Raw genomic sequence first — 12,754 nt, forward strand, 5'->3', positions numbered from 1 at the left:
ACGCGCCCACGATTCCGGAGAAGACCATGCGCACCACCGCATTGCCGCCGGCCCGCCCGGTCCGCCCCGCCGCCCGCCGCCGCCTTTCCCCCGTCACCCTGCTGGCCCTGCCGGCGCTGGCCGTCGCCCTGGCCTGGAGCGGGCCGGCCCCGGCCCAGGGGACGGGCCAGGGGACAGGCCAGGGGGTGGACCGGACCATGACGGCCGTGCCGGGAACCGCAGCGGTCGGCACCTACCGGCTGGTCAGCGTGGACGGCCGGCCGGTCCCGCTGCACACGGGCGACTTCGTCTCCTGCCGGGAGGACGTGCTGTCCGGGGCCGTGCAGCTTTTCGCGGACGGCCGTTTCGTGCTGAAGACCCTGGCCCGGCAGTCCTGCGCCCCCGGGGAGGACATCCGCTACAACGAGATCGCCTGGGGCCGCTGGCGCGACCAGGGCGGCCGCGTCGTGCTGGACGGCATCCCGCCGGAGCCGATGCCCGCCGCCCTGGCGACGCGCGGCTACTGGACCGGCATTCCGCTGGACGCCGGGGGGCTGACCGGCCGGGTGGAGCCGGCGGCGCTGGAAGGCGGCCGTGTCGAGGGGCGCCGGCTGGTCGCCACCCTGCCGCAGGGCGAGGCCGTGTTCGAGGAAACCGACGGCGGCCCGCAGGCGGCGCCGGAAGAGAGCGGCCGCGGCTGAGCCGGCGGCCGAACCGTCAGCTCCGCAGCAGGTGCCGGATGGCGCGGGCCAGCATCTCGTAAGGGTCCTCGCCGCGGGCGCGGGCCGTCGCGTCCACCCGGGTGCGCAGCCGGTCGGCCAGCGCCGCCTTGCGCCGCTGGTCGTCCTCCGGCCCGGCCGGCTCCGGGGCCGCGGGCGCCGCCTGTGCCGGCGGTCTGGTCGGGGATCTGTCCGGGGGACTGCTCATGCCGGTCAGCATGATCCCGGCCGGAGCCCGAGTCCAGGGCGGCCGTTCCGGGCCGGCTGTCCGCGTCGCGGCGGTTCAGGCGGTGCCGCTCCCGGCGCGGTGGACGCGCCCCCGGTTCCGCGTCACAGTCCGGCCCGCGCCCCGCATGACGGGGCGGATGCCACGGGAGCTGTGCATGGAAGGGGTTGTGGAAGGAGCGGTCCAGGGGATGGCCGGCGGGATCGCCAGGGAATTCGCCTGGACCGGGCTGGTCACGTTGGCCGCGCTGTTCGTCTATTTCTGGTCCGCCCTGATGGTCGGCCGCGGCCGCGGCCTCTACAAGGTGCCGGCGCCGTCCATGGACGGCCCGCCGGAGTTCCTGCGCGCCGTGCGGGTGCAGATCAACACGCTGGAACAGATCGTCCTGTTCCTGCCGGCGCTGTGGCTGTTCGCGGCGGCCTGGGGCGACATGGCCGCCGCCCTAGTGGGCGTGTTCTGGCCGGTCGGCCGCATCCTCTACGCCCTGGCCTACTACCGCGATGCGAAGAAGCGGGGCCCCGGCTTCCTGATCGCCATGCTGCCGACGCTGCTGCTGCTGCTGGGGGCGCTGGCCGGCTTCGTCCGGGTCCTGCTGTAGGCCCCGGACCGGACCCTGCACCGGCCGCCCCCCCCTGGACCGGCCCCTGGACCCGCCCCTGGACCGGCCCCTGGACCGGAGCGTCAGCCGCCGAGGCCGGCGAGCAGGCGCTCCACCCAGGCGGGCACGACGCTGGTGGCGGGACCGTAGGCGCCTTCCGCGAACAGGCGGGCGCCGTGCGACGGCTCCAGATTCAGCTCCAGCGTCATCGCCCCGGCCGCGCGCGCCTCGGCCACGAAGCCCGCCGCCGGATAGACGTTGCCCGAGGTGCCGATGGAGACGAACAGGCCGCAATCCTCCAGCGCGGCCTGGATACGCTCCATCTCCAGGGGCATCTCTCCGAACCAGACGACATGCGGGCGCAGGCTGCCGGTGCTGCCGCAGGCGGGGCAGGGCTCGCCCGTCACCACGTCATGATCGCGCCGGGTGACCTGTCCGCAGGCGGTGCAGCGCACCTTCATCAGCTCACCATGCATGTGGATCAGGTTGCGGCTGCCGGCGCGCTCGTGCAGGTCGTCGATGTTCTGCGTCACCAGCAGCACGCCGCCCGGCCAGGCCGTCTCCAGCCGGGCCAGCGCGTGGTGGGCGGCGTTGGGCTGCACCTCCGGCTCCAGCAGGCTGCGGCGGCGGGCGTTGTAGAAGCCCTGCACCCGCTCGGGATCGCGCTCGAACCCTTCGGGCGTCGCCACGTCCTCGATCCGCACCCGGGCCCAGATGCCGTCGGCGTCGCGGAAGGTGTGCAGCCCGGACTCCCGGCTGATGCCGGCTCCGGTCAGGATCACGATGGGCTGGCGCGGGCTGAGGTCGAAGCTGGACATCGGGACTCCGGAAGCGTGCGGACGGAAATCGGTCATGGCCGCATAGAATACGGAACAGCGCGCCCGGCGTCATCGCGTACAGCCGCAGGGCGGTTTGCCGCCCCGCAGGCAACACAGGCGCGGGTCGGCTTCCCTCCCCGCAGGGGCGCCGCTATGGTGCCGCCGCCCCCCCGGAGCCGGCGCGGGGGCGGTGTGGCGCTGTGGTGCGAGGGAGGAACGGATGCGGCGGTTCTGGATGGTGCTGGCGATGCTGGCGGGGCTCGCGGCCTGTGACGGCGGGACCAAGAACAACCCCCTGATCGGCTCCTGGCGGATGGTGCCGGAGACGGGCAACCCGCTCTCCGAAGGGCTGGGCCTGCTGATGCAGGGCCAGACGGTCGAGTTCCGCGCCGACACCATGATCGCCGCCGGCACGGCCACCCGGGTCGGCTACGACGTGCAGGGGCAGGAGGTCGGCGACCGGATCATCGTCTTCCCCGAGGGCAGTTCCACGGGCGATGTCTATGTCGTGCTGGAGGGCGGACGCATCGCCAACGAGCTGCCGCTGGGCCAGCGCATCGTCTTCGAGCGGGTGCGATGAGCGCGCCCCAGGCACCGGCGACGCTGGGCGTCCTCTTCGTCTGCACCGGCAACATCTGCCGTTCGCCCACGGCGGAGGGGCTGTTCCGCCAGACCGTGGCGCGGGCCGGGCTGGCCGACCGGGTCCGCATCGACAGCGCCGGCACCCATGGCTACCACGTCGGCGAGCCGCCCGACCGCCGCTCCGTCGCTGCGGCGCGGGCGCGCGGGGTGGACCTGTCGGCCCTGCGGGCGCGGCGGGTGGAGGCGGCGGACTTCCACCGCTTCGACCTGCTGCTGGCGATGGACCGCGGGCACCTGTCGCATCTGGCCCGGATGGGGCCGCCGGGATCGTCGGGACGGCTGCACCTGTTCCTGGACTTCGCGCCGCCGCCGGCCCGTGGCCGTGACGTGCCCGACCCCTATTACGGCCATGCCGACCATTTCGAGGAGGTGCTGGACCTCGTCGCGGCCGGGGCCGAAGGTCTGCTGGCCGAGGTGCGCCGCCGCCTGGGCGCCTGTACGCCCGGGCCTGACGCTCCTTGAGCGCACACGGCCCGGCGGCCGGCCGCTCAGAGCTTGCGGCGGATCTTCAGGATGGGGGCAAGGCGGGCGATGCGCTCCTCCCCCACCGCCTCCATCATGGGCAGGCGGCGCGGATCGGCCGGGTCGTAGCGGGCCAGCCGCAGCACGCCGCCGACGACGCCCTCGAACCGGCGCAGGGCGCACAGGCCGTCGCTTCGCTCGGCGAACAGCAGGTCGCCCTCCACCAGTTCTCCGCCGACGCTGCCGTAGCAGATGAACCCGGAGCGCACGCCCTCCGGCGCCAGCGCATCGTCCGCCGCCATCACGGCGACGGGCGCCGTCGGCACGCCCGTCGGGGCCGGCAGCCGCGGCGCCAGGATCCGCGGGCGATACCAGCCCGGTTCCTCCGACGGCAGCAGCCCCAGCAGGGCAAGGCCGGGATCGGCCTCCGCCAGGCGGCGGTCCAGCCGCATCTCCCCGCTGCCGCTGGCCAGCCAGTCCAGGCTGACCGCGCGGTCGCGCGCCAGTCGCGCCAGCACCTCGAACGGCGGGGAGCTGCGGCCCTGGGCGTAGCGGGTGAGCTGGTCCGTGCTGATTCCCGCGACCGTCGCCGCCATGCGGCGGGTCGGGAACAGGTCGAGCAACTGGGCGATCCGCCGGGGCAGCCCGTCGAGCGCCTGCGGTGTTTCGAGAACGTCCATCAGGCCCTCCTGGACGCGGCGCCGATATGCGGCTTATGGTGCATTTCTGCGCGTAAGCCGGTGGCGGTGACGGACAGGCCGGCGGAACCGACGAATGACAATGGATTCTGCCCGATCTTTTGCGGCATGCTCATGAGCGACAGTCTTCATCAGACATTCAGGGTCGGAGTCTTTGGACACCGGGATGTTCGGGGTGGAGTTCCCCTTTCGGACCGACGGCGCTGTTCTCCCGCTGCCGTCGGCACAGCCTTTCCAACACGCCGCCACGGTTTTCTCCCGGGACGTGTATGTCTCTGGCGGGGAACCCCCGCCGGACCACTGGCAGGTCGGGCTGACAACGGATGCTAACATGGCGGTGCAGGCCGCCTCGGGTCCATAAGGATAGTCCTGGAACGGTTCCGACGCCCATGCCGCTGCCCCCGACCGCCGACCGACGGTTCGTCGAACTTCACACCTATTGGGAGAGTCGGCGGCGTGGCTGCTTTGCCCCGGCACGCCCGGACATCGACCCGATGGACATTCCCGGCCTGCTGCCGATGGTCGTCCTGCTGGACGTGGTGCCCGGCCCCGACGGCGCGGCGGCCGATTTCCGCTTCCGGCTGGTCGGCACCTGGATCGACCGGCTGTTCGGCCGGCCGCTGACCGGCACCCGGCTGTCCGAGGCGCAGGTGCGGGAGCTGGGCGGCCCGGCGCTGGAGGCCTGCCGCAGCGTCGTCGCCGGCCGCTGTCCCGTCTTCGCCCGGTTCCTCATGCGCCTGGGCCGGGCGGGCCAGGACGGGCGCGGCGGCGGGCAGGTCGAGGCGGTGGCGCTGCTGCTGCCGCTCTCGCGCGACGGGCGGACGGTGGACATGCTGATGGCCGGGTTGACGCAGCGCACCGACATTCCCGACGCACCGCCGCTGTCGGCGATGGGCGGCCTGCTGGCCGGGGTGGACGTCTCCCTCCAGCCCCTCTGACCCCCTCCGGCCGGCCGGTGCTGCCCGGCGCTACCCGACGCGCCCGGTCGGCGGGCTTGGTCGGCGGCGGCGGGGGGTGCTACGGTGGCCCGCGCCCGCCGGGGCGTCTCCCCTTTCCGCGAAGCCCGATCCGACCGCCGTGCCCGACCACGCCGATCCCGCCGTTTCCCCCGCCGGCTCCCCTGCGGCTGCTTCTGCCGTCACGCCGATGATGGCGCAGTATCTGGAGATCAAGCGCCAGCATGCGGACTGCCTGCTGTTCTACCGCATGGGGGACTTCTACGAGCTGTTCTTCGACGATGCGGTGCAGGCCGCGGCGGCGCTGGACATCACCCTGACCAAGCGCGGCCAGCACCTGGGCGAGGACATCGCCATGTGCGGCGTGCCGGTCCACAGCCACGAGCAGTACCTGTCCCGGCTGATCCGCGCCGGCTTCCGCGTCGCCATCTGCGAACAGACGGAGGACCCGGCGGAGGCGAAGAAACGCGGCTCCAAGTCCGTGGTGCGGCGGGAGGTGATCCGGGTGGTCACCCCCGGCACCATCACCGAGGACGGGCTGCTGGACGCCCGCGCCAACAACTACCTGGCCGCCCTGGCGGAGGCCGGCGGCGAGGTCGGGCTGGCCTGGCTCGACCTCTCCACCGGCGAGCTGACCGTGCAGCCCGTGGAGCGCACCGGCCTTGCCGCGGCCCTGGCGCGGCTGGCGCCGGGGGAGGTGCTGCTGCCCGAGCGGCTGTCCCAGGCGCCGGAGCTGTTCGAGCTGTGGGCGGAGTGGAAGCAGCGCCTGACGGTGCAGCCGAACCCCCGCTTCGACAGCGAGAACGGCCGCCAGCGCCTGCTGGCGCTCTACGGCGTCGGCACGCTGGACGCCTTCGGCGCCTTCGGCCGGGCCGAGGTCGCCGCCGCCGGCGCCCTGGTGGACTATGTCGAGCTGACCCAGAAGGGCCGGCTGCCCCGGCTGGACCGGCCGCGCCGGCTGGGGGCCGGGCAGGTCATGGAGATCGACCCGGCCACCCGCCGGAACCTGGAGCTGACCCGCACCCTGTCCGGGGAGCGCAAGGGCAGCCTGCTGGCCGCCATCGACCGCACCGTCTCCGGTGCGGGGGCGCGCCTGCTGGCCGCGTGGCTGGGCGCCCCCCTGACCGTGCCGGCGGAGATCGAGCGGCGGCTGGACATGGTCGCTTTCTTCGCCGGGGAGGAGTTCCTGCGCGCCGGGCTGCGCGGCCTGCTGCGCCAGACCCCGGATGTGGAGCGCTCGCTCTCCCGCCTGACGCTGGGCCGCGGCAGCCCGCGCGACCTTGCCGCCGTGCGCGAGGCGCTGGGCGGTGCGGCGGAGCTGCGCCGGCGCCTGCTGGCCGGCGGGCTGACACCGCTGCCGGCGGGGCTGGCCGAGGCGGCGGCCGGGCTGGACGGGCCGGGGCACGAGCCGCTGGCCCGCCGGCTGGCCGAGGCGCTGGGGCCGGAGCTGCCGCTGCTGGCCCGCGACGGCGGCTTCATCGCGCGCGGCTATTCCGCGGCGCTGGACGAGCTGGTCGGGCTGCGCGACGACAGCCGCCGGCACATCGCCGGCCTCCAGGCCCGCTACGCCGACCGCACCGGCATCGCCAGCCTGAAGATCCGGCACAACAACGTGCTGGGCTATTACATCGAGACCACCCCCACCCACGCCGACAAGCTGATGCAGGGGGCGAACCGGGAGACCTTCATCCACCGCCAGACCCTGGCCAACGCCGTGCGCTTCACGACGGTCGAGCTGTCGGAGCTGGAGCGCAAGGTGTCGGAGGCGGGCGAGCGCGCGCTCGCGCTGGAGCTGGAGCTGTTCGAGGAGCTGGTGCGGGCGGTCGCGGCCGAGGCCGACGCCATCGCCACGACCGCCCGCGCCCTGGCCACCCTGGACGTGGCGGCGGCGCTGGCCGAGCTGGCGGCGGCGCGCGGCTGGTGCCGGCCCGTGGTGGATGACGGGCTGGAGTTCCGCATCGAGGGCGGCCGCCATCCGGTGGTGGAGCAGGCGCTGGAGGAACAGGCCGCCGGCCCCTTCGTCGCCAATGACTGCGACCTGTCGCCGGAGCGCCGCCTCTGGCTGCTGACCGGCCCCAACATGGCCGGCAAGTCCACCTTCCTGCGCCAGAACGCGCTGATCGCCGTGCTGGCCCAGACGGGCAGCTTCGTGCCCGCCCGCAGCGCCCGCATCGGCGTGGTGGACAAGCTGTTCAGCCGCGTCGGCGCCGCCGACGATCTGGCCCGCGGCCGCTCCACCTTCATGGTGGAGATGGTGGAGACGGCCGCCATCCTGAACCAGGCGACCCCGCGCAGCCTCGTCATCCTGGACGAGATCGGCCGCGGCACCGCCACCTTCGACGGCCTCTCCATCGCCTGGGCCTGCGTCGAGCACCTGCACGGGGTGCGGCGCAGCCGTGGCATCTTCGCCACCCACTACCACGAACTGACCCTGCTGGCCTCGAAGCTGCCGGCGCTCTCCTGCCACACCATGCGGATCAAGGAGTGGCAGGGCGACGTCGTCTTCCTGCACGAGGTCGCGCCCGGCGCCGCCGACCGCAGCTACGGCATCCATGTCGCCCGGCTGGCCGGCCTGCCCGATGCCGTGGTGGCCCGCGCCGGGCAGGTGCTGGAGCTGCTGGAGAAGGGCGAGCAGGGCAGCGCCGTCGCCCGGCTGGCCGACGATCTGCCGCTGTTCGCCGCCCCCGTCCGCCGCGCGCCCGACCCGGCCCCCGCCGCCGCGCCGCCGCCCGCACCCTCGGCCGTGGAGACGGCGTTGCGGACCCTGAACCCCGACGAGCTGACGCCGCGGCAGGCGCTGGAGGAGCTGTACCGGCTGCGCGGCCTGCTGCGCGGCTGACCCGCCCTACCGCCAGCCCCCGCCGCCGTGCTATGCTTCGGCCGCGGAACGGTGTGGAGGCGAGGCCATGCGGACGGCACGGCGGCGGCACCTGCTGGACATCGACAGCTTCATCGCCTGGGAGGACGAGCAGCCGGAGAAGCACCAGCTCGTCGGCGGCGAGGTCCATGCCATGGTGGGGGGTGCGCTCGCACATGCGGCGATCACCCTGAACACGGCCGTGGCCTTGCGGAACCGGCTGCGGCGCCCCTGTCAGGTCTTCGTCTCGGACGTCAAGGTCCGGGTGGATGCGGCCGCGTCCGTCTACTACCCGGACGTTGTCGTCTCCTGCGCCGGGCAGGACATGCGCGGGACGGTGCTGCGCGACCCCGTGCTGATCGTCGAGGTCCTGTCGCCCGGCACCGCCGCCTTCGACCGCATGAAGAAGCGGGCGGACTACGCCACGCTGCCGAGCGTGCGCTACGTGCTGCTGGTCGAGACGGAGGAGCGGCTGGTCGAGCTGGACCGCCGCGAGGGCGAGGACTGGCTGCGCGAGACGGTGACCGGCGACGGCCGGCTGGACTTCCCCGACCTGGGCGTCAGCCTGGACCTGGACGAGATCTACGGCGGCTGAACCGCGAGGTCCGCCGATCCCGGCCGGGTTCAGGCGCGCTTCTCCTTGCTCCGGGCCGGCCGGTTCCGCATGATGCGGCACGTTATCCTGTAACGGTCGGATCATGCCTGTTCCCCTGGTCGAACCTGTCCCTCTGGTCGAGATCGACGGACTGCGCCATGTCGCGGGCGGGCGCACCGTGCTGGAGCTGCCGCGCTGGCGCCTGGAGGAGGGGCGGCACTGCCTCCTGCTCGGCCCCAGCGGCAGCGGCAAGACCACCCTGATGCACGCCATCGCCGGCCTGCTGCGGCCGACCGCCGGGCGGGTGCGGGTGGCCGGGCAGGACCTCGCCGCCCTGGACGACGCGGCACGCGACGTCTTCCGCGGCCGCACCATCGGCATCGTCTTCCAGACCCTGCACCTGGTCCCGGCGCTGGACATCGCCGGCAACCTGCGGCTGGCCCGCTGGCTGGTCGGGCTGGACACCGGGGAGGACACGGTGCGCGCGGCGCTGGAGCAGGTCGGGCTGGGCCACCGGCTGAAGGCGCGCCCGCACGAGCTGTCCCAGGGAGAGCGGCAGCGGGTGGCGGTGGCCCGTGCCGTCGTCAACCGGCCGCGCCTGATCCTGGCCGACGAGCCGACCAGCGCCCTGGACGATGCCAACTGCGCCGCCATGACGGAGCTGCTGCTGGAGCAGGCGGCGGCCTGCGGCGCCACGCTGGTGGTGGCGACCCACGATGCGCGCCTGAAGGAGCGGATCGCCCACCGCCTGGACCTGTCCGCCCCGCTGGAGGCCGCGGCATGACCCTCTTCAGCCTCAGCCTCGCCTATCTGCGCCAGCGCAGCCTGACCACGGTGCTGAACCTGCTGCTGCTGGCGCTGGGGGTGGCGACCATCGTCGTGCTGCTGCTGGTCAACCGCCAGATGGAGGGCCGGCTGGCGCGCGACGCCGCCGGCATCGACCTCGTGGTGGGCGCCAAGGGCAGCCCGCTGCAACTGATCCTCTCCGCCGTCTACCATGTGGACATCCCGACCGGGAACATCCCCCTGGCCGAGGCGGAGGCGCTGTCCGCCGACCCGCTGGTGAAGCAGACGATCCCGCTCGCCCTGGGCGACAACTTCATGGGCTACCGGATCATCGGCACCACCCCCGCCTATCCCGCCCATTACGGCGCCGCCCTGGCCGATGGCCGCCTGTTCGAGCTGTCCATGGAGGCGACCGTCGGCGCGGCGGTGGCGCGGGCGGCGAAGCTGCGCGTCGGCGACCTGATCGTCGGCAGCCACGGCGTCGGCGGGGAGGGGCACGCCCACGCCGACCATCCGTTCGAGGTGGTCGGCATCCTGGAGCCGACCGGCACCGTGCTGGACCGGCTGGTGCTGACCCCGGTGGAAAGCGTCTGGGACGTCCATGCCGCGCACGGCCACGATGCGGCGGCGTCCGGGCGCGGGCGCGAGGTCACGGCCGTGCTGGTGACCTATGCCTCGCCGCTGGCGGCGGCGCGGCTGCCGCGCCGGATCAACCAGGACACCGGCATGCAGGCGGCCTCCCCCGCCAGCGAGCTGGTGCGGCTGCTCTCGCTGGTCGGCGTCGGGCTGGACGCGATGCGGGCCTTCGGCGTCGTGCTGATCGTCTCGGCCGCGCTGGGGACCTTCGTCGCGCTCTACAACTCGTTGCAGCAGCGCCGCTACGATCTGGCGGTGATGCGCAGCCTGGGCGGCACCCGGCGCACGCTGGTGCTGCAACTGGTGACGGAGGCGATGACCGTCAGTCTGGCCGGCACGCTGCTGGGGCTGCTGCTCGGCCACGGCGCCGCCGTGGCGGCCGGGCACCTGTTCCCGCAGGCGCAGGACCTGGGCGTCACCGGCTTCGTCTTCCTGGCCGAGGAGCTGTGGCTGTTCGCCCTGGCCGCCGGCATCGCCCTGCTGGCGGCGGCGCTGCCGGCCGTGCAGGTCTATCGCGCGGACGTCTCCGCCGTGCTGGCGCGGGGCTGAGAATGCGGGTTATGCTGCGCCCCATGACGAAGACGCCCCCCGCCGCCCTCGCCCGCACCCTTCCCGTCGCGCTCTGCCTCGCCGTGCTGGCCGGCGCGCCGGCCGCACCGGCCTTCGCCTTCAAGGAGGTGAAGCAGGCGGCCCCGGCCGAACCGCAGGCGCCCGGTGCGGTGCCGCGCGCGACCCTGGGCTGGGACCTGATCGCCGACGTGCGGGAGGAGCAGTCGGTGGTGGACGGCCAGCTCCGCTACCGCGCCATCTTCGGTGAGGCGTTGCAGAAGCTGGACGGCGGCGACTTCACCATCGGCGGCTGGATCATCCCGCTGGAGCAGTCGGAGAAGTCGGCGCATTTCCTGCTGAGCGCGCTGTCGCCGACCTGCCCCTTCTGCCCGCCGCCCGGCCCCGCCGACCTGATCGAGGTGCGGACGACCGAGCCGGTGCAGTTCTCCTACGAGATGGTCACCCTCAAGGGCCGGCTGAAGCTGATGGGGGAGGACCCCAACGGCCTGTATTTCCGCCTGGAGGAGGCCAAGGCCTCGCCCACGGGCTGAGCGGGGAGGACCGAACCATGCCGCAGATGCCGCTTCCGGTCCGACTCCGGTCCGTCCTCACCGCCGCCGTGGCCGTTCCGGCCACCGCTCTTGTTCTGGGCGGGCTGCTGCCCGCAGGGCCGGCTGCGGCGCAGATGGTGCCGGAGGAGTATGGCTGCGGGCAGCTCTACGAATCCACGGACTGCGGCGTGGACGACTACCAGCGCGCCTACGAGGCGGTGCAGGACGAGAAGCGCCGCGCCGCCGCCCGCGCCGCCCAGGCGGCACTCGCCCAGGCCGCGCCGGCCGCCGATCCGGCGTCCGGGCAGGCGGCATCGGCTTCCGCTCCCGCTCCCGCTGCTCCGGCCTCCTCGGGCGCGGCCTCCTCGGGTACGGCCATGCCCGACGGCGGCGTCATGATGGCGCCCCCCGCGGCCCCCGCCGGCGCTGCCCAAGGCAGCCTGCCGACGGACCCGGCCAGCCTGCGCGCCGCTGCCCTGGCCGCCTGGAAGGCGCTGGCCAACCAGTCCGTCGCCGGGGTGCAGTGCTGCCACCCGGCCCCGGGCGGCGGCATGAACTGCCACTGACGCCGGGGGACGGCCACCTCCGGGGCGGCCGCCGGCGGGTCGGTTTCCGCGTGCAAGGACCCGCCGGGCGCCCGGCCTGGACCGCCGTCCGCCGTGACGGCGCCCGGCACAGGGCAGAGGGCGCCCCGATGCAGGTCTTGCACGAGGAATCCCCTTTCCGTTCCCGCCGGAAATGACTATAACGGCCTCAGCAATCCCATAACGAACCGGCCACCCAGCCTCGGGCGGCGGGCCGGATCTCTTTGCGGGTGGGCCATTGGCCCACCTTTTCGTTTCTTGGGCCCCCCTTTTCCTCGCCCGGCGCGGAAGGGCGGGGCCGGGTCGGATCGGACACGGATGGAAGCGGTCGAACGGATCGGTCGGATCATCGAGCCTTCGGTTGAGGCCATGGGGTACGAGCTGGTGCGGGTCCAGCTCTCCGGCGGGCAGCGGCCGACCCTTCAGATCATGGCGGAGCGTAGCGACGGCGCCGCCATGACGGTGGAGGACTGTGCCGACATCAGCCGCGCCGTCTCCGCCCTGCTGGACGTCGAGGACCCGCTGCCCGGCGCCTACACGCTGGAGGTCAGCTCTCCCGGCATCGACCGCCCCCTGACCCGGCTGAAGGATTTCGAACGGTTCGCCGGCTACGAGGCGCGGCTGGAGACGAAGGCGCCGGTGGACGGCCGCAAGCGTTTCCGCGGCTTCCTGGCCGGGATCGAGGACGATGCCGTGCGGCTGGCGCTGCCGGTGGAGAAGAAGGCGCGCAAGGGGGGCAAGGCCGCCCCCGCGGACGCTTCCCGTGATGGCGACGCGACCGCCCCCGGCGATGCCGAGGCGACGCTGGTGGTGATCCCCTTCGGCCTGGTGCTGAAGGCGAAGCTGGAACTGACCGACGAGCTGCTGAAGGCGGCCGCGGCGGAGCAGGGCGCCGCCCCCGGAACGGAGGGCGGGGCGATGGAGGTGGAGGAGGACGCCCGTCCGGCGCGCCGCCCCCACCAGCCCAAGCCGAAGAAGGCGAAGAAAAAGGGCCCCGGCCGCTTCTCCAAGGCGGGCGCGGGCGAGGATGTCGATGGCGCCGACGGGGGCCCCGCGGCCGGTCCCGGCGCACAGGACGAGTGAGGAAAGGCAGGGTTC

At 73.8% G+C, this 12,754-nt stretch carries 15 protein-coding genes; 12 read left to right on the forward strand and 3 right to left on the reverse strand.

Annotation, left to right across the window (positions count from 1 at the left end; translation table 11 throughout):
- Positions 1-26 precede the first annotated feature (26 nt).
- Positions 27-680 (forward strand): hypothetical protein, encoded by a 654-nt coding sequence (locus ACFQPS_RS17055; RefSeq protein WP_377360418.1) that lies wholly within the window; start codon positions 27-29, stop codon positions 678-680.
- A 16-nt stretch (positions 681-696) separates the two neighbouring features.
- On the opposite strand, the gene ACFQPS_RS17060 is transcribed toward ACFQPS_RS17055, so the two are convergent.
- Positions 697-906 carry a hypothetical protein gene (locus tag ACFQPS_RS17060; RefSeq protein WP_377360419.1) on the reverse strand — a complete coding sequence of 70 codons (210 nt, stop codon included), beginning with the start codon at positions 904-906 and terminating at the stop codon, positions 697-699.
- Between the two features lie 175 nt (positions 907-1,081).
- Here ACFQPS_RS17060 and ACFQPS_RS17065 point away from each other — a divergent pair, with 175 nt between their 5' ends.
- Positions 1,082-1,522: an MAPEG family protein gene (locus ACFQPS_RS17065; protein ID WP_377360420.1), complete on the forward strand. Its 441-nt coding sequence runs from the start codon at positions 1,082-1,084 to the stop codon at positions 1,520-1,522.
- Between the two features lie 83 nt (positions 1,523-1,605).
- Here ACFQPS_RS17065 and cobB read toward each other — a convergent pair whose 3' ends face one another.
- A complete protein-coding gene (gene cobB / locus ACFQPS_RS17070) occupies positions 1,606-2,340 on the reverse strand; it encodes a Sir2 family NAD+-dependent deacetylase (RefSeq protein ID WP_377360421.1) in 735 nt (244 codons plus the stop codon).
- A 220-nt stretch (positions 2,341-2,560) separates the two neighbouring features.
- On the opposite strand from cobB, the gene ACFQPS_RS17075 reads away from it, so the two are divergent.
- Positions 2,561-2,920 carry a hypothetical protein gene (locus tag ACFQPS_RS17075; RefSeq protein WP_377360422.1) on the forward strand — a complete coding sequence of 120 codons (360 nt, stop codon included), beginning with the start codon at positions 2,561-2,563 and terminating at the stop codon, positions 2,918-2,920.
- Positions 2,917-3,444, forward strand: coding sequence for a low molecular weight protein-tyrosine-phosphatase (locus tag ACFQPS_RS17080; RefSeq protein WP_377360423.1), 528 nt, complete (start codon positions 2,917-2,919; stop codon positions 3,442-3,444). The genes ACFQPS_RS17075 and ACFQPS_RS17080 overlap by 4 nt, the downstream gene beginning before the upstream one ends.
- A 26-nt stretch (positions 3,445-3,470) precedes the next feature.
- Here ACFQPS_RS17080 and ACFQPS_RS17085 read toward each other — a convergent pair whose 3' ends face one another.
- On the reverse strand, positions 3,471-4,124 hold the full coding sequence (locus ACFQPS_RS17085; protein WP_377360424.1) for a helix-turn-helix domain-containing protein: 654 nt from the start codon (positions 4,122-4,124) through the stop codon (positions 3,471-3,473).
- A gap of 407 nt (positions 4,125-4,531) precedes the next feature.
- Here ACFQPS_RS17085 and ACFQPS_RS17090 point away from each other — a divergent pair, with 407 nt between their 5' ends.
- From ACFQPS_RS17090 to rimP, 8 genes are all read left to right on the forward strand, one after another.
- Positions 4,532-5,080 carry a PAS domain-containing protein gene (locus ACFQPS_RS17090; RefSeq protein ID WP_377360425.1) on the forward strand — a complete coding sequence of 183 codons (549 nt, stop codon included), beginning with the start codon at positions 4,532-4,534 and terminating at the stop codon, positions 5,078-5,080.
- A 208-nt stretch (positions 5,081-5,288) separates the two neighbouring features.
- Complete coding sequence (mutS, locus tag ACFQPS_RS17095; RefSeq protein WP_377360450.1) at positions 5,289-7,937, forward strand: DNA mismatch repair protein MutS; 2,649 nt, start codon at positions 5,289-5,291, stop codon at positions 7,935-7,937.
- A 67-nt stretch (positions 7,938-8,004) separates the two neighbouring features.
- The gene (locus tag ACFQPS_RS17100) at positions 8,005-8,550 is read left to right on the forward strand and encodes a Uma2 family endonuclease (protein WP_377360426.1); all 546 of its coding nucleotides are present in this window, start codon (positions 8,005-8,007) and stop codon (positions 8,548-8,550) included.
- Positions 8,551-8,653: 103 nt separating this feature from the next.
- Positions 8,654-9,334 (forward strand): ABC transporter ATP-binding protein, encoded by a 681-nt coding sequence (locus tag ACFQPS_RS17105; RefSeq protein WP_377360427.1) that lies wholly within the window; start codon positions 8,654-8,656, stop codon positions 9,332-9,334.
- A complete protein-coding gene (locus ACFQPS_RS17110) occupies positions 9,331-10,521 on the forward strand; it encodes an ABC transporter permease (RefSeq protein ID WP_377360428.1) in 1,191 nt (396 codons plus the stop codon). Before ACFQPS_RS17105 ends, ACFQPS_RS17110 begins: the two co-directional genes overlap by 4 nt.
- 23 nt (positions 10,522-10,544) lie before the next feature.
- A complete protein-coding gene (locus ACFQPS_RS17115; RefSeq protein WP_377360429.1) occupies positions 10,545-11,072 on the forward strand; it encodes a DUF3299 domain-containing protein in 528 nt (175 codons plus the stop codon).
- Between the two features lie 17 nt (positions 11,073-11,089).
- Positions 11,090-11,638 carry a hypothetical protein gene (locus ACFQPS_RS17120; RefSeq protein ID WP_377360430.1) on the forward strand — a complete coding sequence of 183 codons (549 nt, stop codon included), beginning with the start codon at positions 11,090-11,092 and terminating at the stop codon, positions 11,636-11,638.
- A 336-nt stretch (positions 11,639-11,974) separates the two neighbouring features.
- Positions 11,975-12,739 carry a ribosome maturation factor RimP gene (gene rimP, locus ACFQPS_RS17125; protein ID WP_377360431.1) on the forward strand — a complete coding sequence of 255 codons (765 nt, stop codon included), beginning with the start codon at positions 11,975-11,977 and terminating at the stop codon, positions 12,737-12,739.
- Positions 12,740-12,754 lie beyond the last annotated feature (15 nt).

The sequence above is a fragment of the Rhodocista pekingensis genome (assembly GCF_042665545.1).
In the GTDB taxonomy this organism is placed as follows: Bacteria; Pseudomonadota; Alphaproteobacteria; order Azospirillales; family Azospirillaceae; genus Rhodocista; species Rhodocista pekingensis.